General features: G+C 68.9%; 15 protein-coding genes. 8 read left to right on the top strand and 7 right to left on the bottom strand.

Annotation, left to right across the window (positions count from 1 at the left end; all coding sequences use genetic code 11):
- Nucleotides 1–21: 21 nt before the first annotated feature.
- Complete coding sequence (locus tag AAF604_09380) at nt 22–2,115, top strand: winged helix-turn-helix domain-containing protein (protein ID MEM7049861.1); 2,094 nt, start codon at nt 22–24, stop codon at nt 2,113–2,115.
- Nucleotides 2,116–2,185: 70 nt separating this feature from the next.
- Here the strand turns inward: AAF604_09380 and AAF604_09375 are convergent, their stop codons facing one another.
- The 4 genes from AAF604_09375 to nei form a co-directional block, all read right to left on the bottom strand.
- The gene (locus AAF604_09375; GenBank protein ID MEM7049860.1) at nt 2,186–7,414 is read right to left on the bottom strand and encodes an IPTL-CTERM sorting domain-containing protein; all 5,229 of its coding nucleotides are present in this window, start codon (nt 7,412–7,414) and stop codon (nt 2,186–2,188) included.
- Nucleotides 7,415–7,560: 146 nt separating this feature from the next.
- The gene (locus AAF604_09370) at nt 7,561–7,947 is read right to left on the bottom strand and encodes a DUF3253 domain-containing protein (protein MEM7049859.1); all 387 of its coding nucleotides are present in this window, start codon (nt 7,945–7,947) and stop codon (nt 7,561–7,563) included.
- The gene (locus AAF604_09365) at nt 7,944–9,020 is read right to left on the bottom strand and encodes an FAD-dependent oxidoreductase (protein MEM7049858.1); all 1,077 of its coding nucleotides are present in this window, start codon (nt 9,018–9,020) and stop codon (nt 7,944–7,946) included. Before AAF604_09365 ends, AAF604_09370 begins: the two co-directional genes overlap by 4 nt.
- Entirely contained in the window at nt 9,017–9,844 is an 828-nt protein-coding gene (gene nei, locus AAF604_09360) for an endonuclease VIII (GenBank protein MEM7049857.1), read from the bottom strand. The genes AAF604_09365 and nei overlap by 4 nt, the downstream gene beginning before the upstream one ends.
- Nucleotides 9,845–10,028: 184 nt before the next feature.
- Here nei and AAF604_09355 point away from each other — a divergent pair, with 184 nt between their 5' ends.
- From AAF604_09355 to AAF604_09340, 4 genes are read left to right on the top strand one after another with little or no spacing between them, the layout of a single operon-like run.
- A complete protein-coding gene (locus AAF604_09355; protein ID MEM7049856.1) occupies nt 10,029–11,360 on the top strand; it encodes a serine hydrolase domain-containing protein in 1,332 nt (443 codons plus the stop codon).
- Nucleotides 11,357–11,917 carry an RNA polymerase sigma factor gene (locus AAF604_09350; GenBank protein ID MEM7049855.1) on the top strand — a complete coding sequence of 187 codons (561 nt, stop codon included), beginning with the start codon at nt 11,357–11,359 and terminating at the stop codon, nt 11,915–11,917. The genes AAF604_09355 and AAF604_09350 overlap by 4 nt, the downstream gene beginning before the upstream one ends.
- Nucleotides 11,914–12,486, top strand: a complete 573-nt coding sequence (locus AAF604_09345) for a hypothetical protein (protein MEM7049854.1) — start codon at nt 11,914–11,916, stop codon at nt 12,484–12,486. The genes AAF604_09350 and AAF604_09345 overlap by 4 nt, the downstream gene beginning before the upstream one ends.
- Entirely contained in the window at nt 12,483–13,433 is a 951-nt protein-coding gene (locus AAF604_09340; GenBank protein ID MEM7049853.1) for a hypothetical protein, read from the top strand. The genes AAF604_09345 and AAF604_09340 overlap by 4 nt, the downstream gene beginning before the upstream one ends.
- 219 nt (nt 13,434–13,652) lie before the next feature.
- Here the strand turns inward: AAF604_09340 and AAF604_09335 are convergent, their stop codons facing one another.
- Nucleotides 13,653–15,266, bottom strand: coding sequence for a hypothetical protein (locus tag AAF604_09335; GenBank protein ID MEM7049852.1), 1,614 nt, complete (start codon nt 15,264–15,266; stop codon nt 13,653–13,655).
- A gap of 170 nt (nt 15,267–15,436) precedes the next feature.
- Here AAF604_09335 and AAF604_09330 point away from each other — a divergent pair, with 170 nt between their 5' ends.
- From AAF604_09330 to AAF604_09320, 3 genes are all read left to right on the top strand, one after another.
- Complete coding sequence (locus AAF604_09330; protein MEM7049851.1) at nt 15,437–16,030, top strand: ECF-type sigma factor; 594 nt, start codon at nt 15,437–15,439, stop codon at nt 16,028–16,030.
- A gap of 7 nt (nt 16,031–16,037) precedes the next feature.
- Complete coding sequence (locus tag AAF604_09325; GenBank protein ID MEM7049850.1) at nt 16,038–18,839, top strand: serine/threonine-protein kinase; 2,802 nt, start codon at nt 16,038–16,040, stop codon at nt 18,837–18,839.
- A 396-nt stretch (nt 18,840–19,235) separates the two neighbouring features.
- Nucleotides 19,236–20,069, top strand: a complete 834-nt coding sequence (locus AAF604_09320; GenBank protein ID MEM7049849.1) for a hypothetical protein — start codon at nt 19,236–19,238, stop codon at nt 20,067–20,069.
- A gap of 84 nt (nt 20,070–20,153) precedes the next feature.
- Here AAF604_09320 and AAF604_09315 read toward each other — a convergent pair whose 3' ends face one another.
- Nucleotides 20,154–20,348, bottom strand: coding sequence for a hypothetical protein (locus tag AAF604_09315; GenBank protein MEM7049848.1), 195 nt, complete (start codon nt 20,346–20,348; stop codon nt 20,154–20,156).
- On the bottom strand, nt 20,309–21,442 hold the full coding sequence (locus tag AAF604_09310; protein ID MEM7049847.1) for a S1 family peptidase: 1,134 nt from the start codon (nt 21,440–21,442) through the stop codon (nt 20,309–20,311). Before AAF604_09310 ends, AAF604_09315 begins: the two co-directional genes overlap by 40 nt.
- Nucleotides 21,443–21,603: the final 161 nt, after the last annotated feature.

The following is a 21,603-nucleotide window of genomic DNA, read 5'->3' as shown; positions in this document are numbered from 1 at the left end:
AAGATTTCCCACGGAGTCGTGATGACTGAGTTCCTGCCGGGCAGCGGAGCGCCGGAGCCAGGTCGGGCTAAGATCACGGCGTCCCGGTTCCTTCTCGCCATGGCGCTCTCCGATGTCTCCTCGTCCCGCCCCGTGAAATTCGGGCCGTGGTGCGTCGATCCCGAAGAGCGCATCCTGCGACGCGACGGCGCGGTGATCGCCGTCGAGCCGAAGGCCCTCGACGTGCTCTGTGTTCTGCTCGCTCGACCCGGGCGGCTGGTCACCAAGGACGAAATTCTCGAGGCGGCCTGGCCCGGGACCCTGGTCTCCGAGAACTCGATCGCCCGGGCTGTCGCCCAGCTGCGCAAGACCCTGGAGGACGATCCCCGCCGGCCGGCGATCATCGAAACGGTTCACGGCCACGGTTACCGATTGCTGCCCCCGGTGACAGTGGTCGATGAGCGGCCTGCCAAGGCAGTCGGCCTGCGGCGCCTTCTCGCCATCGCGGCGGCCGGCGCCGTGATCCTGCTCTCGCTGGTGGTTTTCCGCAGCGCCCGGCTCCTCGAAGATCCGGCGCCTCCGGCGGTGCCCTCGACGGAGGCGCGGCTGGCGGTGCTGCCGCTGGTCGATCTCGGGGCGAGCGACGGTCGCCTCGCCGGCGCCGTGACCGAGCAGCTCACCTCGCTGCTCGCCCGCATCGATGGATTGACGGTGATTCCCCGATCGACCGCCGCAGCGCTCCACCGCGGCGACCGCCGCGCCCGTGAGCTGGGGGCCGACCTCGGGGCGCGCCATCTCCTCGAAGGCAGCGTCCAGCGGGAAGGGGATGGTCTTCGCATCAGCGTTCAGCTGATCGACGCGCCGCGGGAAGAGATCTTGTGGTCCGGCGAGTTCGACCGCACCGTCGACGATCTCTTCGCGACCCAGAGCGATGTCGCCCTGCGGGTGGCCGAATCTCTCCGTTTGACCCTCACCAAGAGCGAGGTCCACCGTCTGCGGGCGATCCCGACGCGCAGCTTCTCGGCCTTCGACTACTACCTGCGGGGGCGCGAGCTCTACCGGCAGCAGACCCGCATCGGCAATGAGCAGGCGATCGGCCAGTACGAGCTCGCCCTGGCCCAGGACCCGGACTTTGCGGCGGCCCATGCGGGGCTCTCCAATGCCTACGCCATGCGCGCCGTGCGCTACGGCTTCGGCGAGGACGCCATCGCCGCTGCCGGCGCCAGCGTGGCCCGCGCCCTGGCCCTCGATCCGGCCCTGCCGGAGGCCTACAAGGCGCAAGGGCTGCTGCACGATCTCGCCTTCGAGCTCGATGCCGCGCTCGCGGCCTACCGGCGCGCCATCGAGCTGCAGCCGAACTATCAGGAGGCGATCTACAACGCCGCCACCGTCGCCTTCGAGCTCGGCCGCTGGGCCGAAGCGGTGGAGATTCAACGGCGCGCCGTCGAGCGCCCGGTGGGGCGAGGCGCCCTCGCCATCTATCTGCTCGAGATCGGTCTTGACGACGAAGGGCGGCAGCTGGCCGACGAAGTCTTGCGGCAGGAGCCCTTGACCGGCTACCTCAATCGCTACCTGGCGCTGCGCGAAATCCGCGACGGCGAGTTGGAGGCGGCTCGCCAGCGCCTCGAGCGCCTGCGGCGCTCGGACCCGACCTGGATCCGTTTGTGGATGACCCTGGGGGACCTGGAATGGAAGGCGGGCCGCCCCGCCGAATCTCTGGCCCACTATCGCCAGGCGGCGGAGCTCGCCGACGAGGCGCTGCCGGAAGTGGACCTACGGTTGGCCTTGGCCCTCGCCGGGGTCGGCGATGCCGCCGCTTCCGAGACCACTCGCCGGCGGGCCGAAAGCGAAATTCGGCGCCAGCTCGAAGACGGCAGCCAGTGGCATGGACATCGCGCCTTCCTGGCCCAGGCGGCGGCCCTGCGGGGGGATCCGGAGGCGGCCTTGCAATGGCTCGAGCGTGCCGTTGCCCTCGGCCGCCGCTCGAGCCGCTGGGATCGCGTCGATCCCTTCTTCGCCGAGATCGCCGCCGATCCCCGCTTCGTGGCGCTCCTCGAAGGCATGGAGCGGGACGTCGCCGGGCAGCGTCAGCGCCTGCGGTCGGCGCGCGCCGTCGAGGCGGCCCCGACCAGCTAGCCCAGAAAAAGACCGGGTGCCTCGCCGGTGGGGGGCCTTCCACCGTTGAGAGCACCCGGCCTCCCGCGGACTAACCGAGGCGCAGGCGGCGTGCCGCCAGGCAGGCCAGACCGAGGGCCATCAGCAGCAGTCCCCACTGCGACAGGGTCGGGATCTCGAGCACCGCGATGGTGAGCTCCACCGGCGTCGGATCCTGGTTGTCGCTGGGGTCCTGGTTGCCGTCCGGATCGGCGTCGTCCCCGTTGTGGGACATGTCCTCCACGGCCTGGCCGTCCACCGACTCACCGCTCACCAGCGTCGAGCACAGATAGGGACCCGGGTTCGGCCCCGGCTCGACGATCACCGCCAGCTCGATGAATCCGATGCTTCCCGGAGCCAGCGTGTTGCCGGTCACCAGCAGGGCGGTGTCGCCGCTGCCGTCGAAGGCGCCATTGACGGTGAAATCGGCGCTCAGCGGCGCTTCCGCCGTGAAGCCGACGGCGTCCGCGAAGGCGGTCGCCAGGTCGACCGTCGCCTGCACCTCCTGCAGGGTGACGTTGCCGAAGTTCTCGATGCCGACCTGGTAGACCACCCGGAAGCTGGTCGGGCTCAGACGCTCGACGGAGGTCACCTCCTTCGAAGCTCCGATCGCCGGCTGGGCTTCACCGAGCAGCACCTGGTAGTCCTCGACCTCGCCATCGGCGGCGAGACCCGTCGGGGCGAGGCCGCCGGCGGTCGAGATGCGGAAGCGAGCGCAGGTGCTGCCGGCGGCGGCATCGGCTGGCACACCGACCACCAGCGGTATCGTCGCTCCGGCCGCTACGGCGAGACCGGTCGCGATCTGTTCGCCGGCATCGAGCCAGTCGCCGTCGCGGTTCCAGTCGATCCAGGCGTCCACCAGGCCGCCGGTGGCGCCGCCGGTGAGGTCGAAGGTCGCCGCCTTGCCGGGCAGCAGCGAGGCAGGGAGCTGGACACCGTCTTCGTCGTCCGGGCTACCGGCCAGGTCGTCGCCGTCGTGGGTAGCGCTCGGTTGACCGTCCGGCTCCGTGTCGACGGTGGTGCCGAGGGTCGGGTTACCGGTCGGTTGCACCACGTGGCGCCCGCCGTCCGATGCCAGCAGCACCGGGTAGGTGGGGTCCGGGGCGTCACCGTAGTCGAGGCCCTTGAGCAGGAAGGTGTAGTCCTCGACTTCGCCGTCCGCCGCCGGGCCGCCGCCCGGTGCCAGGCCGCCCGCCGAGCTCAGCCGGAAGCGGGCGTAGCTGGTGCCCGCCACGGCGGTGCAGGGCACGTCGTAGGTCAGGCTGTTGGCCCCCGTCGTCAGCGCTGCGCTGGTGCCACCGAAGAGGTGCTCCGCCGGGTCGTCGAAGACGTCGTTGCGGTTCCAGTCGATCCAGGCGTCGAGGAAGGCGGTGCCCAGGCCGGCGGCGTTGTCGAGGGTGACGGTGAGGCCGTTGCCATTGCTGCAGGCCGCCGCCATCGCCATGCCGCCGGCGAAGGCCACGCCGTCCTCGTCGTCGCCGTCCGCGTCGCTATCGTCGCCGAGGGCGTCGGAGGTCGGCTGTCCGTCCGGCTCCGTGTCGTTGGCCGAGCCGAGGGAGAAGCCCGGCACGATGGTGTGACTGGCGCCGCCGGAGCCGGTGGTGGCGTAGGTGTCGGGGGCATCGCCGAAGTCGACTCCCTTGATCTGCAGGGAGAAGTCCTCGACTTCCCCGTCGGCCACCGCGGCGCTGCCGGTCGGCAGCAGGCTGCCCGCCGAGCTCAGGCGGAAGCGCGCGAAGGTGACCGCCTGCGGCGTGGCGTCGCAGGGCGCCGAATAGGTCAGCGGGAAGGTGCCCGAGGCCGGCCCGAGGGCGGCGCTGGTGCCGCCGAAGAGGTGCTCCGCCGGATGGTCGAAGGAGCCGTTGCCGTTCCAGTCGATCCAGCCGTCGAGGAAGGCGGTGGCGAGGCCCGCTTCGTTGGTCAAGTTGACCATCAGCTGATTGCCGCTGGTGCAGGCCCCGGGCATACCGCCGACGATGTCGACGCCGTCTTCGTCATCCCCTTGGGAATCGCCGTCGTCACCCAGGGCGTCGGCGCTGTCCTGGCCGTCGGGCTCCGCGTCTTCGAGGCTGCCGAGCCGGAAGCCGGTGACGATGCGATGGTTCGGGCCGTTGGCCGCCAGAGTGGTGCCGTAGGAGTCCGGCGCGTCGCCGAAGTCCTCCCCGGGGTCGAGCGGCGTGAGGGTGGGATCGGCGCTGCCAGTGGCGTCGTCCGGGTCGTCCGTCGGCAGCGAGATCCCGCCGCCGGCCGTGACGCTGCCCTGGCAGGTGAGCTCGGAGGCGTTGGCCGGCAGGGGCGCGTCGACGGTGACGTCGAAGGTGATGGTCACCGAGCCGCCGGCACCGGCGAGGGTGCCGACGTCGACGGCGACGCTCGAGTCGCCGCCGGTGTTGCCGGTGGTGACGGTTCCTTGGCTGGTGGTGACGGAGCCGACCACCAGGCTGGTGAGGTTGTCGACCAGCGAGCTGAACTCAACGCCGCCGGCGTCTTGGTCGCCAGCGTTGCTGATCACCACCGTGTAGCGCACCGTATCGCCGGGGTCGACCCGGGCGTCGCCATCGTCGACCAGCAAGGTGTCGACCTTGGTCGCTGCCAGCATCGGTTCGGCATCGACCGGCGTGGCGGTCGGATCGGTCGAGTTGGCGACGTCCGGGTCGTCCGTGCTGACCGTCGGATGGTTGGAGGCGTCCACCGTGCCCTGACAGAGGATCTCGTCAAGGCCCACGGGCGCAGGGTTGTCGAGGATCACGTCGTAGGTGATGGTGACCGTGGCGCCGCCCATCGCCAGGGTGCCGATGTCGACCGCCACGGTGGTGTCGCCGGCGGTGTTGCCGGTGGTGACGGTGCCTTGGCTGGTGGTCACCGAGGCGACCACCAGGGAGGTGGCGGCGTCGACCGAGCTGGTGAAAGTGGTGGCGGTGGCATCGGCATCGCCGCTGTTGGTGATCACCACCGTGTAGCGCAGGGTGTCGCCGCCGTCGAGCTGGCCGTCGAAGTCGCCGTCGACCTGGACGATATCGGTCTTGGTGGCGGTGAGCAGGGGGATTGGCGGAATGCGCAGGCCGAAGTCGAGACGGTGATCGTTGGCGCCCGGGCCGCCGACCTGGATGGTCGCTTCGAGGGTGCCGTCCATGTCGAGGTCGGTGCCGTCCGAGTCGCGTAGGTCCTGCCCCGGATCGGCGGCGCTGCCGGCGTTGGCGAAGGTGGGATCGGTACAGGTGCCGAGGGCTCCCTGGGAGGTGTCTAGGGAGACGGTGCAGGTGGCCCCTGGCGGAATGCCGCCGGTGACGTTGGAGTCGTTGAACAGGTAGCTGCCGTCCGCCGCGGTCATGGTGGTGCCGGTCACCGTCCCACCGTTGCAGGACAGACTGAGGGTGACCCCGGAGAGGGGGGTGTCGATCACCCCGCTGGCGCCCGGTGGATCCTGGATGCCGTTGGGCATGTCGCCGGCCATCGGGGCGTCGCACCACACGCGGTTGCCGATCTCGATCGGCGCCGGCGCACAGAGCAGCTCGACATCGCCCAGTCCGGCCGCTTTGCCGAAGGTGCCGACCTGATCGGTGCCAAAGATCTCGAAGCTGCTGATCAGGCTGCCGTCGCTGTTGTCGAAAAAGCTGGTGCCGGCGGAGCGGAAGGCGAAGGGATCGAAGAGGGTCGCCAGGATGCTTGCCGCGCCGGCGTAGTGCGACAGGCCGCCGAGGATGGTCTCCTTGTGATTGCTGAACCGATCCTGGTCGTAGTACTCGCCGCCGCCGGGACCGTCGCCGGCGGTGGTGCCGGAACCCTGACCGTCGCAGGTGCCGGCGTCTTCCAGAGCGAACGCTCCGGCGCCGTTGCGGCAGACGTGCAGAATGTCGCCGGCCGAGATGGTCTGAACGCGGGTGGTGCCGTCGGGAGTGAGGGTCAGGGCGCCGGTTTGCAGGCCCTGGCGATCCAGGAAGGACAAAATCATCGAGCCGTCGGTGCTGTCGAACTCGATGTCCGAGAGGATCGGTTGAGGATAGACCGAGTTGACGTCGGCACCATCGAAGCCGGGCGGTGGATCGGTGGTCATGAAGGTGTCCGTCCAGGCCTGCCAATCGATGTCGCCGGCGGTGGCGTTGAAGGCGTTGGTGCGCGGGTAGTCGAGGGCGATCGGGCCGAAGAAGTTGGTGAAGGCCCCGCCGCTCAGGCGGCGCACATAGGCGGTCAGGTCGCTGCGGTTGCCGGTCGACTCGGCGGAGCACACGACACCCACGAAAACTTCACCGTCGATCACCTTGAGGCCGAAGGGCCGGGCATCGGTGGCGGCGGCGCAGCCGGGATCGCCGATCGGGGTGGCGGTTCCCTCGCTGGCGCCGGCGATGTCGATCTCGACCAGGCTGCGGGTGTTGAGATTGACGACGTAGAGGGTGGATTCATCTTCCGAGATCTCGAGGTCGCCGAGACCGCGCTTGGCGGTGGCGGCGAAGGCCAGCACATCGAGGGAGTCGGCCGAGGGGTCGGTGGGCAGAGTCGATCCCTCCTCGGTGCGGGGATCGAGGCCGGTGTTGCTGAGGGTCAGGAAAGTCGAGACCACCGGCGTCGCCGGATTGCTCATGTCGATGGCGTAGACGCCACCGGTCGAGAGCGGCCCGAGGCCGGAGTGGCGGCGCAGGGTGGCCGAGGCGTAGAGCACTTCTCGACTGCGTGCCCAGGCGAGGCCCCAGAGGGTGCCGACCTCGCTGGCGAGGGCGACCTCGTCCGGCGGAATGGTGTTTCCGGTGCGGGAGATCGGCCAGGAGACCAGGGCGTCGAGGGCGCCGGCGGCGCTGCCGACGGGAAGTGGATCACCGCTGACGAAGCAGGCCGAGGCCGCCAGGGGGTCCGCTTGGCAGTACTGCGCCGGGTTGCTGAAGCCGATCTCTGGGCTGGTGCCGTCGGCGGTGAAGATCACCGTCGTCGAGCCGGCGGCTCCGGGGAAGAGAAAGGCCAGGCTGTCGTCCGTTGGCAGGGTGAGCTCGAGACGGAGGGGGCCCGTCGGCAGACCGGTGAGTGTGAAGGTGCCGTCGCTGGCGGTGGTCTGAGGTGAATTGCCCACCGCGGTGCCGGCGCCGCCGAAGGCATTGACGACGACTCCGCCGATGCCAGGCTCGAGGGCGCCGCGGCTGCCGCTGGCGTCGAAGTCGCGAAAGGCGTTGCCGGTGATGTCTGCGAACGCGAGGCTCGGGGCGAAGAGAAGGCACCCGAGGGTGGCGGCGAGGAGCCAGCCAGCGAAGGGCGGGGATTTCGGAAGACGACGAGGGGTGGCGGTGGCAGGCATTCATCTCTCCTCGATCGCAACTTCCGGGGGAGGTGGGCCTCGAGCCAAGGCGTGTCGAGCCTTCTCGACGGAGCGCGATCGCAATTTATTTATCATTCAGAAACTACATTCAAGCAGAGAGACTATATTTTCTTGAAATCTGAATTTCAAGTGCCTTCGGAGCGCAAGGCTCGTCGTAGGCGGATCGGCCCACGGGCAGTCGAAGGATCGACGACGCGGCCCCCTTGGAGAATTTCCAGTCGACCCACGGCGACCAGCCGCCGGGCGGCGCGCCGGGCTGGCTCCATCAGCTCGCGCCAGGTTTCGGGAGCCACGGCACGGGCCGCTTCGGAGGGGCAGATGGTGGCATGCCGGGCGCGTCCTTCGAGGAGCTCGAGGATCGCTCCTTCGAGGGCGTGATCGATTCTGTTGACCCTGCGGCGGCGACAGGCCGGGGAGCAGTAGCGCGTCGGCTGAGGTTGGCGCGCCCAGCGGCGCCGCGGCTCCATCCGGCGGCCGCAGGAAGCGCAGGTCGGGTGGTCTCCCGACGTCACTCGAAGAGGAGGCCTTGGCTCGGGATCGCGGGCCGGCCGAGGAGGCGGCCGGCGGCGGCGCAGCCGGAGAGAAAGGCCTGCTCGACGCGTTCGCCAAGGCACCAGTCGCCGGCCGCCGCGAGGCGTAGGTCGGGGTCGAAGAGACAGGCCTGGCCGACGGGGGTGACGGTGCGGGCATAGCGCCAGCGGTGAGCGACCAGGTGGGTGCTGGCGACCGCGCTGCCACCGACGGCCTGCCAGAAGGCGTCGACCAGCGCCTCGGCCACCGCCTCGGGGTCTCCTTCGAGGTGGCGCTGGCTCCATTCCGGCGAACCGTGGAGGACCCAGGACTGGCCCGCCGGCCGCTTGGCCTTGGAGCCGTTGTCGGCGAGCCAGGCCAGCGGCGACCCTTGCACGAAGGCGGCGTCGAAGGGCAGCTCGAGGGGCGACTCGAAGGTCGCCATGGCAGCCCAGCAGGGGGCCATCTCGGCGCCCTCGACGGCCGCGGCGAGGGTCGGGGCCACAACTGCCAGCAGCTCCGCCGTCTGAGGGGCCGGCGCGGTTACGATGGCGGCATCGAACTCCCCCATCTCGCCACCGCTGGCATCGCGGGGAAGCCAGCGGTCGCCGCGGCGCTCGAGGGTCGCGACGCGACGCTCGAAGTGAACTTCGAGATCTTCCGCCAGGTGGCGGCACAGGGCGTTCATGCCGGGCACCGCGATCCAACGTCGGGCGGCGGTTTTCGGCTGGGGCTCGGCATCGGCATCGGCTTCCAGGGTGACCAGACGCCCGCTCCAGGGAGCCACCAGGTCGTCCTCGAACCAGGTTTCGACCCAACGGCGAAAGCGGCGGTCCCGGGCGGTGAAGTATTGGGCCCCGTGATCGAAACGCAGCTCGCCGCGGCGGCGGGTCGACATGCGGCCGCCGGGTCCGCGGCCCTTGTCGAGCACCGTCACCCGGTGGCCGTGGTCGTGAAGGGTGCGGGCCGCCGCCAGGCCGGCGATCCCGGCTCCCACCACCAGGACCTCGAGGCACTGTCCATTCTCCAGCGGCGTCACCTTGCGCCGAGGGCGCTTGCGGTCCTCAGTGCTCACGACATCTCTCCCTGGCAGGCCGGACACCAGAAACAGTTGCGACCGCCGACGGCGGCGGTGGCGATCACGGCCTGGCATTCGCGGCAGCCTTCCTCGCCGCGGCCGAAGACCCAGTGGCGGCGGCGCGAGCGGGTCAGGCCGGCGGCCTCGAGCTCGGCCGAGATCTCCGCCGGCAGGGTGATGCCGCGGGTGTCGTAGGCCCGGCGAGTGATCGTGATCATGCGATCGGCGAGCAAGCGTAGCTGGTCGAAGTCGCAATCGACGGCGCGACGGCGGGGATGGAGCCCGGCTTCGAACAAGATCTCGGCGCGCAAGTAGTTGCCGAGGCCGGCGACGAAGCCCTGATCGAGGAGGAGGGCGCCGAGCTGGCGGCCGCGAAAGCGTTTCTCGAGAAGGCGATCCGTCAGGCCTTCGACGGTCGGGGCTTGGGACAGGATGTCCGGCCCCAGCCGCTGCAGGAAGGGATGGTGGCGCTCGCCCTCGGGGTCGAGAACCTCGATCTCCGAGGCCGAGTAGAGGAGGGCGCTGCGGCGCTCGCCGTGGACCGCGAAACGCAGCTGGCGATTGGTCTTCGGCAGGCGCCCCGCCGGCATGGTGTACCAGCGGCCGTAGAGCTGGTTGTGGCTGTAGACCGCGAGGTCGCCCTCGAAGCGGGTCAACATCGCCTTGCCGCGGGTGGTCACCTCGACGACGCGGCGTCCGCGCAGCTCGCCTTCGAAGGGCTTGAGGTCGGTGAAGGCGAAGAACACCTCCCGCGCCACCCGACCAGCGACGGCGGTCGCTACGCGGTCGGCGGCCAGGCGAATCTCGGGTCCTTCGGGCATCGGCACGGCTCCTTTGGTGACGGCTACGGATCATAGCTTTCAACGCTGAAACTGGCTTCGCCGATCCGGCGGCTTCGGATGACCCATTCCGGGCGGCCGATCCGGGCGCTGTCGTCACCTGTCGCCGACTGGGCGGTACTTGGTTCGAACCTTCTGGCCTCGAACCCTCTGGAGGAAGCCGTCCATGAAGAAACTCCTGATGATTGTTTTGCTAATTCTCCTGCCTTCGGCCTGCCTCGCCGACGTCGGCTCGCGATTCGATTCCTGGGTCGCGCCCCTGGTCGAGGATCGGCACCTGGCCGGCGCGGTGCTGGTGAAGCATCGCGGCGAGGTGCTGCTGCATCGCGCCTATGGCGAGGCCGACCGCGAGCGGCGACTGGCCAACCGCGTCACCAGCCGGTTCGCCGTCGGTTCGATCAGCAAGCAGTTCACCGCTGCGGCGATCTTGCGCCTGCGGGATGGCGGCCGGTTGCGCCTCGACGATCCCGTCGCCCGGTACCTGTCCGTCGAGACGGCGACGGCCCGGGCAGTGCGGGTGATCGACCTCCTCAACCATCGTTCGGGGATCCGGCGGGATCTGCCCGAGGACTGGCCGGAGAAGTCTCGCCTGGAGACCTGCCGGCGGCTCCTCGACGCCGAGCCGGAGTTCGATCCGGGATCGCGGACGTCCTACAGCAACGGCGGCTTTGTGGTGCTGGCCTGCGTCGTCGAGGCGGTGACCGAGGAGTCCTTCGAAGAACACCTGCGACGCACTCTCTTCCGTCCCCTCGGGCTCTCCGGCACGGACGTCTGGGATGGCCTCGAAGGGCTCGCCCAGCAGGCCGTGGGGTACGATCCCGGGGGGCCGCGAGGCGAGCTCCGGCCGGCGCCGCGGCGCCGGTTGCGGCATCCGGGGGCCGACGGCGTGGTCTCGACGGTGGCGGATCTGGCCCGCTGGACCGAGGCCCTGGTGGCCGGTGAGGTCTTGTCCGAGCGCTCGACCGCCGAGATGCTCGGCGATGCTGGCAACGGTCGCGGCTTCGGGGTCGCCTTTTATCGCCGCGCTGGACGCTCGGTGATCGGCCATGACGGCGTGACCACCGGCTACACCGCCTTCCTCGAGTGGTATCCGCAGGACGAGCTTCTGGTGGCCTATGCCGGCAACATCCGGACGTCGGGGTTCGAGTTCCTCGAAGATGCACTGCCGCGATTGGTGCTCGGCGGCGAGCTGCCCGAGCTGGATCACCCTCGGCGCGGTCTGAGCTGGGGACGGGATGATTCCCTGACGGGGAAGTATCCGGTCCATGACGGGCTCGAGATCGACATCGTCCGTCATTCCCGGGGCCTCGAGCTGAAGGGCACCGGAGGCTACTTCACGCCCCTCCTGGAGGTCGGCGAGGATGCCTATTGGTACCCTGCGCTGTTCGCCCGAGTACGGCCGCTGCGCAATGCCCACGGAGAAGTCACCGCACTGCAGTGGCGCAGCGTGCACGGCCAAGAGTTCGAGATTCCGCGACGCCCGCCATTGCAGCCATGAACCCAGAAGCCAGCGACGAGGCCTTGATGGGCGCCGTGCGTGCCGGTGAGCTCGATCTCCTGGCGGTGCTTTTCGAGCGCCACGGCAGGCGTCTCTTCGGGTACCTGCGCGGCCTCCTGGGAAGCCCGTCGGAGGCCGAGGACCTGGTGCAGGAGACGTTCCTGCGCCTCCTCCGGGCGCGGCGGCGCTACCGCCGCGGGGCGGCCTTCGTGCCGTGGATGCTGGTGACCGCCCGAAACCTGGCGTGGAATCGTCTGGAGAAGGGGCGGCGCCGCGGCGAGGAAGAGCTGCCGACGGCCGGCAGCCCTGGGCACGAGGACACCTCGGACGGGCCCGAGGCCGAGCTGGCGGCGCGGCAGCGGGCCGAAGCCCTGACCCGCGCCCTCCAGGAGCTCGGCGGCGGCGAGCGCGAAGTGCTGCTTCTGTCCTACTTCGAAGGTCTCGAACATCGCGATATCGCCGCTTTGCTCGACATCTCGCCGGGTGCCGTCAAGGCCCGGATTCACCGGGCGCGGGGCAAGCTGAGAGGAATGTTGACCCAGGAGGACGACCGATGACGAAGCGCGATCGCGAAGAGAACCTGCTCGACGCCCTGGCGGCGGACGCTCCGATGGAGCGTTTGCAGGCGAATTTCGAAGAGAGATTGCGGAGCAGCCGTCGGCGGTCGCCGCGGCAGCGCTGGATAGGGCCATTGGCGGCGGGCATCCTGCTGGCCGCCGGACTGGTGATCTGGTGGCCGAGCGCCCCGCGACCCACCGGTAGCCCGCTGGTGGCTCGCATCGAGGCGCCCACCACCTTCGAGCGGCTCGCGGGGGTCCATGGTGCTTCGCCGCTGGCGGAAGAGCGGCCCGAGCTGCGGGCGGCGCTGCTGCGCCGCCTCGACGAAGATCCCAGCCTCAACGTTCGTCTGGCGGCCCTCGGGGCGCTCTTCGAGCTCTCGGACGAGCGCCTCGCCGAAATGCGCTGGGTGGATCATCTGGCCAACCAGCAGGCGGCGATCGTCCAGGCCCATCTGGGTTTGCGCCTACGGCAGCGTGGGTTGGTCTCCGAGGCCGAGCTCGAGCGCTGGCTCGCCGGGCCGGGAGTTCACGGCGAGGTTCGACGGGTCCTGGGGGGAAGGTCGTGAGCCGGCGCGCCGTGACTCTGCGTGACCGTCTGGCGGCGGTCCTCCTGGGGATGATCGGCCTCGGGCTGACGATGCCCGCGAGCGGTGAGATCCTGCGCCTCGAGCTGGCCGACCCCACGGCTCCTCTGACCCTCGAGGTCGACGTTGCTTGGGGGCAGGTTCAAGTCCTCGGTCAGGAGGATGCCTCGGTGGTGGTCGTCGAAAGCCTGCCGGAAGGGAACGGCGACCTCGCCGCGCTGCCCGTCGAAGTGGAGCGGTTCGCTCTCGAGGGTGGAGAGCGCATTCATCTGCGGCCTGCGGCACTGCCCTCGGGGGCCATGCGCAGCGCCAATCTGCGTCTTCGCATGCCTCGTCGCGGCGCGGCGGTGGTGCGCATCGAGCGCGGCGGCGACGTCTCCGTGGCCGATCTCGAGGGTCCCGTGGAGGTCACCAATCTCAACGGCTCAGTACGCTTGACCGGCTTGAGCTCGGCGGCCGCGGTCAACGCCTCGAACGGCTCCATCGTCGCCGAGTTCGCGGCCGTCGATCCCGCCCGCGACATGATCTTCACCTCCCTCAACGGCAGCGTCGAGCTTTGCCTGCCGGCGACCTTTTCGGCGCGGGTGCAGCTGCAGACGGCGGGCGATCCCATCCATCTCGGGTTTCCCATCGCTGTCGAGCCGGTGGTGCGCACGCTGGCTCCGGGCGAAGGCCGCCAGAGCACCGAGGTCGAAATCCGCGGCCAGATTGGCGAGAGTGCTCGCTTCTTGCGAGCCTCGACCCTCAACGGCGAGATCCGCCTCGAGCCTTGCCCGCGCCCAGGGGACAATGAAGAACGGGATTTGCCAGCACGGCCCTTCCCCCATTCCGAGATGATCCTGGCGCCGACCGCTGGCGAAGGAGTGGCCGTTTCGGGCGAGCCAGAAAGCGTTGGGCGAATCGCCGACGGAGTCGATCCCGAAGGTTGATTCTCCGGTGGTGGGAGGGCCGCGGGGAGCTGTGAGAGCGAGTGGCCGAAGAGGTCGCGCCTGCCGGGTCGGCGGCAAACGAGGCCGGCCTTCGACCACCCGCGCCAGGGAACGCGCCGAAAAAGAGAAAAGTCCCCAACCGAAATGCGGCAGGGGACTCGAGAGAAATGCTTCGACCCAGGTTTCAGGCGGAGGGGCGGAGCGGGAGAGGGGGGCGGTCTAGGGGAGCACCGGGCTCCAGAGATCGAATTCATCGAGGACGAGGGTGCCGGCGATTCCCTGGCGCAGGGCGAGGGCGCCCAGGCGCAGGGCTTCGAGACCGAAGGCGTGGTTGTCGAGGGCGCGGATCTCGCCGACCAGCTCACCGTCGAGCCACAGGCGCAGCCAGCCATCTCGGCTGCCGGTTTCGATGGCGCGCTGCCAGCGCACGTCGACTCGGCTGCCCGGCAGGAGTGGCGCGGAGTAGGGGGTGCGATGGGGTGTGCCGTCGTCGTCGAGGCCGGTGGCCTGAATCCGGATGCCGGACTGGCTGTGCCAGAGTCGCAGGCTGAAGCGGTTCCCCGGCAGCTCCGTGTCGGCTCGGCGCCCGTGGGCGATGGCCATGACCTCGCCGGGGGGCAGCCGAAGATGGTCGCTGTCGATCAAGAAACCGAAGCCGGCGCCGTCTTCGTTGGCGGGGGAAGCCTGGAAGAGCCAGTCGCCCCAACCGGTTCCGAGGTCGATCGCGAGGCCGGAGTCGCCGGCGAGGGCGGCGGCAGGGTCGACGGTGAGGGCCCCTCCGCTGCCGGTGGAGCTGTTGCTCCAGCCGGACAGGTCGTCCTCGAAGGAATCTCGGGAGAGCACGCCCAAACCCGCGGCGGCGCCGCGTGAGTAGACCCTCAAGCCGTCGAGGGCATAGGCCGCGACCGGTCCTGCTGGTGCCTCGCTGGCGCCCAGCCGCAAGGCGCTGACGGCCGGGACCGACGCCGCGACCTCGAGGTCCGAGACCGCCAGGCCGTCGACCCACAGGCGCAGGCCCTCGGACCACCAGTCGAGGCGCAGGGAGCGGTCTTCGTTGCCGACCTCGATCCAGGGCGTCTCGGCTTTCTTGCCGTCGCTTGCGAGCAGCACGGCCCGAGTCCAGGAGGACGAGTCATCGAAGCGACTCTCGAGCCGGAAAACCGGGCTACCGAACGCATCGTGACCGCTCAAGATGGTCACGACGCAGGCGCTCTCCCCACCGATCGCGGGGACGCAGTCCGCCCAGCCGTCTCGGCCGCCGCCGCCGAGACCGATGCGCAGGTCAGCGCAGCCGGAATCGGCCGGGTCCGGTGATTCGGGAGTGTCGGGGGGCGATTCGACGGCATCCGGCAAGGGGATCTCGAAGTAGGCCGGCTCGCCGGAGCCGTCGAGGACGACCAGCGCGCCACCGTTGCCGTAGAGCGCTCCGCCCGGGCCGATCGAGAGCTGATCGCCCGGATCGACCTCCGCCGGCGGCGTGCTTCCGACCTCGAAGTCGTGAGCTGCATGCTGGTTCGGGATGACGGCGGCGGAGAGCTCGAGGTGATGCTCGTGGCGATTGCCGCTCGCGTCCTCCGTCGTCACCACCGCGCGGTCGCGGCCGACGCTCCAGAAATGGCTGTTCGGATAGAGGCTGTAGACCAGCTCACCCTGGGCCGAGAATTCGGTGAGCCGACCGTAGGTCGGTCCGACGACCTCTACCACCGGGTCGCCGGTCCAGGGGATCGTGATTTCGTGTTGCCACGGCTTGACGTGCAGCTCGAGGAGGTTGGTGCCGCTGGCTGGTAGGGCGAGGAGGAAACAGCAGCAGAGAACCACGCATGCAGTCTTCATCTTGGATGAGCTCCCATGGGTTCGTTTGCAGGCGCTCCACCGATGCCGACCCATCGTGGATCCTTGTGTACCTACTCCTATGTACGACTCGGCGATGATATTGCCTTTGCGAGGGTGTCTGTCCAGTCTCCGAAGCGGGGCGATCGCCGCGGAAGTCATAGAATCGAGCGGTGGATCAGTCTTCCGAAGGGCCCCTCGAAAGCGGTGCGATCACCGAGATTCTGCGGCAATGGAGCGACGGTGACGGCGACGCTTTGCACCGCCTGATGCCCTTCGTCGAGGCCGACCTGCGGCGGCGAGCTCGGCGGGCTCTCGCTGGCGAGCGAGCCGGCCACACTCTCGAGCCGACGGCGCTGGTCAACGAGGTCTATCTGCGACTCGTCGGTCAACGCCAGGTGAGCTGGCGCAACCGTGCCCAGTTCTTCGGCTTCGCAGCGCAGGTGATGCGTCGCATTTTGGTCGAGCATGCCCGTCGCCGACAGCGCGTCAAGCGCGGTGGTGATGCGGTGGTGATTTCCCTCGATCAGGTGGGGGAGCCGGCGGATCGTCCCCGAGACCTCGACCTGCTGGCCCTCGATCGCGCGTTGACCGAGCTGGCGGGCCTTGATCCGCGCCAGGGTCGCATCGTCGAGCTGCGCTACTTCGCCGGCCTGACCCTCGACGAGACGGCCGAAGTTTTGTCCGTCAGCGCCTCCTTGGTGAGCCGCGAATGGACCTTGGCGCGAGCCTGGCTCTACCGTCGGCTCCACTCGGCGGAGGGTTAGCCGGACCGTGGACTCTCAGCGTTGGCAGCGGGTCAAGGAGGTCTTTCACGCCGCCCGCGGCCTCTCGCCGGAGGAGGGGCGGGACTATCTCGCGACCCTCGGTGACGACGCCTTGGCGGAGGAGGTGGCGAGCCTGCTCGCCGCTCACCGACAGGCCACCGGCTTCGTCGATCGCCCCGCCTTCGAGCTCCTCGGTGACGCTCCACCGACGTGGCCGGACCAGATCGGCCCGTATCGCATTCTCGACCTGCTCGGCGAGGGCGGCATGGGGGTGGTCTACCTGGCGCTGCGGGACGATCAGACCTTCGAGAAGACCGTCGCCCTCAAGGTCCTCAGCCGCCATCTCGCGACCCCCGACCTCGCCACCCGCTTTCGCGCCGAGCGGCAAATCCTCGCCGACCTCGAGCACCCCGGCATCGCGCGCCTACTCGATGGCGGCACCACCGACGACGGTCTGCCCTACCTGGTGGTCGAGCACGTGGCGGGGCGCTCCATCGATCGCTACGTTCGGGAGGAGGGGCTCTCCCTCGATCAGCGCCTGGTGCTGCTGATCGAGCTCTGTGCAGCGGTCCACGCCGCCCATCAGCGGCTGGTCGTACACCGCGACCTCAAGCCCGCCAACGTCTTGGTCACCGCCGCCGGGGCGCCACGCCTGCTCGATTTCGGCATCGCCAAGCTCCTCGGCGCAGGAGCCGGCGAGGCCTTGACGGTAGCCGGGGACCGTCTGATGACACCGCCCTATGCCAGCCCGGAGCAGCTCCGCGGCGACGCCGTCACCACCGCCACCGACGTTTACGCCCTCGGCGTCCTGGCTTTCGAGCTGATCACCGGCGTCCATCCCCACGGCGGCGCCGAAGCGCCGCCCCATGAGCTCGCGCGATCGATTCTCGAGCGGCCGCCGCGCCGGCCCTCGACGGTCGTCGCGGAAGCTCCCGCCACTGCGCCGAAGCCTCCGGATCGCTATCTCGAAAGAGCCTTGCGGGGCGATCTCGACCGCATCGTGCTGAAGGCTCTGCAGGCGGAGCCGGAGCGTCGCTATGCCTCGGCCGAGGCTCTCGGTCGCGACCTCGAGAGCTATCGCCAGGGCTTGCCGGTCAGCGCTCAGCCGGACACCTTCGCTTACCGCAGCGCCAAGTTCGTGCGTCGCCACCGCTGGCCGGTGGCCCTGGTGACCGTCGCCGTGACCACCCTTCTGGCGCTCACGACGCTGCTGCTGGTGCAGCGTTCCGAGATCTTGCGCCAGCGCGACCGCGCCGAATCCGTTTCGAGTTTTTTGGTGCGGCTCTTCGAGTCCGCCGATCCCAGCCACTCCCGGGGCGCCGAGATCACCGCCGGCGAGCTCCTCGATCAGGCGCGGCGCGAGATCGAGCGGCCCGGTCTGTCGCAGGAGACGGTTGCCGACCTGATGCTCACCATGGGAGACGCCTACGCCGGCCTTGGGCTGTACGCATCCGCTGGCGAGCTTCTCGATGGCGCCGTCGCGCGGCGCCGGACGCTCTACCGCGAGCCCCACGGGGAGGTTGCCGAGGCGCTGGCTTCGCTCGGCCGAGTGCGCATCGGGGAAGGCGAGCTGGAGGCCGCCGAGGGAGCTCTGCAGGCGGCCTTCGAGCAGCGTCGCCGGCGCCTCGGAGGGTCTCACCCGGAGACCGCCGAGAGTCTCGCTGACCTCGGGGCTTTGCGGCAGCGCCAGGGACGCCTCGGGGAAGCCGAAGCCGCCTACCGAGAGGCGGCCGAGATCCTCGCCGGGATCGAGTCCGAGATCTTGGCGCGGGTCCTCCACCGCCACGCCGGTCTCGAGCGCGAGCGCGGGCGCTACGATCAGGCGGAACGGCTCGAGCGTCGTGCTCTCGAGCAGCTGCGCGGCCTTCGGGGCGAGGCACCGGATCCCCTCGCGGCGACCCTCACCGTCGCCCTCGGGACTATTCGTCGCCGCGCCGGTGACGACGCCGGGGCCGAAGTGCTCTATCGAGAAGCCCTCGCCGAGCAGCAGCGCCTGTTTCCCCAGGGGCACCCGGACCTCGCCGTCACCCTCAGCCATCTGGCCTCGACGGCCACCCGCCAGGGACGTTTCGACGAGGCCGACGAGCTGCTCGAAGAGGCCATCACCCTGCGCCTGCGGCTACTCGGCCCGGACCACCCGCTGGTGGCCAATGCGCTCAACAATCGCGGCAATCTGGCCGCTGATCGCGGCAGGCTGGAGCAGGCAGAAGACCTCTACCGCCGGGCTCTGGCCCTGCAACAGCGCGCCTTGCCGGCGAATCATCGCGACCTGGCGGCGACGCGCAGCAATCTCGGCCTGGTGCTCGACGGCCGTCAGAGGCACGGCGCCGCCGAAGCCCTGCATCGCCAGGCCCTCGCGACCTATCGCGGCCTCTACGGTGACGACCACGTGCGAGTCGCGGTGGTGCGCAACAACCTCGCCGAGAGCCTCAAGGGTCAGCGTCGCGACGCCGAGGCGCGCCATGAGCTCACCGCAGCGGTGGACGTCCTGCGCCGTCACCTCGGCGACGACCATCCCACCCTGGCGACCTTGCTCAGCAATCTCGCCGCCGTCGAGCGTCGCCTCGGCGAAATCCAGCGCGCCGGCGAGCTCTACGGCGAGGCCCTCACCATCGCCGAAAGTCGCCTCGGAGCGGACAACCCCACCACCCTCCGCATCGCCGCCAACCGCCTCATCCTGCGGCTCGCGCAGGCGCCCTCGCCGACTCTGCGCCAGGAAGCGCGCGATCTCCGCCAGCGATTGATCGCCGCCCTCGGCGCCGACCATCCGAGCGTCGGCGAGCTCGATCGGGCGCTGACAGGCCGCTGACGCAGTCGCGCCGTGATCGCTCTTTTTCCTCTCGATCGCGAGACTCCCGCGGCGTCCTTGCGGTGGTTTTGCACGATTCCCGAGTTTTCGTTTCAAAGCTCGTAAGTCCGTCGCCGCTCGCTGCGGCGCCTGAGGAACGGAACGATTTGATCGGGAGGGAAGTCCATGGGATTGCGATTTCGCAAGAGCCTCAAGGTGGGTCCCATGAGGTTCAATTTTTCGACAGCAGGGATTGGAGTTTCGGCCGGTGTCCCAGGCTTCCGGGTCGGCATGGGGCCTCGAGGCAACTACGTTCGAGTGGGCCGCGGCGGCCTCTCCTATCGCGTCTCGGTTCCATCGCCTAGCCGACCTGAACCAACGCCGGCGACTCCTGCGTCGGTGGTGGAAGAGGTTGCGATGCAAGACATCGATAGCGCTGCGGTGTCGCAACTGCGGGATTCTTCATCGGAGGAGCTGCTTCGTGAGATCGAGCGCAAGAAGAAAGTGTGGCGGTGGGCTCCATGGGTGGGTGGCGCTGGCTTTCTCTTCTTGCTTTGGCTGGTCCTGGCTGGGGCGCCAGATTTCGCTCTCATCGTCTATTGCCCTTTGCTGGCGCTTGCGACTTGGGGGGCCCACCAACGGGACGAGCTCGAGAAAAGTGTTGTTCTTTTCTATGAGCTCGATTCCGAAATGGAAGCGATGTTCTCGCGCTTCTGCGACGCCTTCGACCGCCTCAAGAGCTGTCGTCGTGTCTGGCATGTCGAGGCTCAGGGCGATGTCGAAGACTGGAAGCGGAATGCGGGCGCTGCGAGGCTCCTGCGTCGCAGCGGAATCACGCTGAGGCTTTCGACACCATCATTTTTGAAGACCAATCTGTCGGTGCCGGTGATTCCTGTCGGTCGGCAGAAGCTCTTCTTCTTCCCGGACCGCATCTTGATTTTTGACTTTGCCGGGGTCGGGGCGGTCGGCTACGGCGATCTCAGGCTTGAACGGCGCGCCACGCCCTTCATCGAGGACGGCGCGGTCCCTTCGGACGCCCAGGTCGTCGATCACACCTGGAAATTCGTCAACAAACGAGGTGGTCCTGATCGCCGATTTCGAGACAATCGAGAGATCCCGATCGCCCTCTACGAGCAGCTGCACTTCTCCAGCAGGTCAGGTCTCAATGAATTGGTCCAAGTTTCCAGCCAGGGCGCAGGACAGGGATTCGAGCGCGAGCTCCGAAGGTTGGCGGAGAAGATACCGGCTTGATTTAGGTCGCTCTATAGGCCGTAGAGACAAGCCCTCGATGCTTGCCTCTACGGTTCTGTTGTCCGGCGGCAGAGGAGAGTTTGATCAGCAGTCGTCGAGGCAGTCGTCGAACTCGAGATCGCAGCCCGTGTTGCACATGTAGGCGTCGTAGTCCCAGTAGCAGAAATCGACCTGGCAGTCCGCGTAGTCGCGGGCGCAATCGTCCTCACAGGTCGGCGGTGGGGGAGGGGTGTAAAGCATCAGGTTGACGCCCAGGCAGTTGACAAAGTTGATCGGCATGTAGAGTCGCCGCTGATACCGCCTTTGAGGACGCCGTAGGCTTCATTGCCGGCGTAGTACGGCGCACCGCTGTCGCCGCCCGACGCGAGGGTGCCGGAGCCGCTGACCCGCACGAAGGTGGCATTGGCTCCGGGTTGGATCGAAGTGTTGGGACGGAACGAGATCGAGGTGATCGAGGCGCAGGTGAAGCCGGTGGTCTTCCCGTGTTTGCACACCCAGGTGCCGATCGCCTGGGCGGTGCGGGTGCGGGTGCTGTTGACGGTGCGACTGCCGCTGCCGGCCTTCATCCAGGGCAGCGGGAAGTGGTGCACCGTGTCGTCGTGCCACTGCACATCCTCGGAGCCGCTGAAGCACTCGCCCTGGAAGGGCAGGTTGCGGCCGCCGTGAGACTGGGTGTTGCCGCAGTGGCCGGCGGTCAGGACGCCGGTGGCGCCGCCGGCGTCGCGTACCGAAAAGCCCATCGTGCACGTGGTGAGGTTGAGGCCGGCATAGACCTGCGCGAAGTCTCCGGCGACGGCCGCCACTTCTTCGACATGGAGGGCCGCCGGTAGGCGGAAGCTGCTGCGCTCGACGGCGAATGCCAGCTCGAGGGCGTCGACCACCGAGGCCACGACGCGGTTGTTGCGTACGTCGATGTCGAGGTCGACCAGCGATGCGACGCGCGCCCGTTCGAGCACGAAGGCCGCCTGGGTTTGCTCCGCCTCGAGGTCCCTTAGCGAGCGCGGTGCGCCGAGGATCCGCACCGGCACGCCGCGCAGCCGGTCCTTGAGGCTCTCGATGCGGCGCAAGCCGGCTTCCGGCGAGGTGAAGCGGGCGGTCACCTGGAAGCGGGGGCTGTGGTCGATCCAGAGACCGGCGAAGGTGGAGTCTTGGTAGAGCTCGGCGGCGAGGTCGCCGATCGCCGGTTGACGCTCGAGGCGACGAATCGCGTCCTCGAGCGGAACGTCGAAGTGCAGGGCGTAGGCCTCGGCGTCCTGTAGCAGAGCTTCCTCCGGGGAGAGGGGCTTCGAGTCTTGCGCCAGGGCGCTTCCCACAAAGCTGACGAGCAGGAGGGCGGTGAGTCCGAAGAGCAGTGAGATTCGCGGTCGGTACATGGGAGAGTCTCCGTGAATGTGAATGTTAATTCGAACATTCACACATTTATCACAGCAAATTCAATGGAGATGTGACATCTCGCCGTCGGACGTGCCCTCTCGGCCCTGAACCCTCGTCGCGCCCACGGTGCCTCGGGGCGTGAAAGAATGCCGCCCGCTCG

It is taken from the genome of Acidobacteriota bacterium, assembly GCA_039028635.1.
In the GTDB taxonomy this organism is placed as follows: domain Bacteria; phylum Acidobacteriota; class Thermoanaerobaculia; order Multivoradales; family JBCCEF01; genus JBCCEF01.
This window is presented reverse-complemented; position numbering and strand designations above follow the sequence as displayed.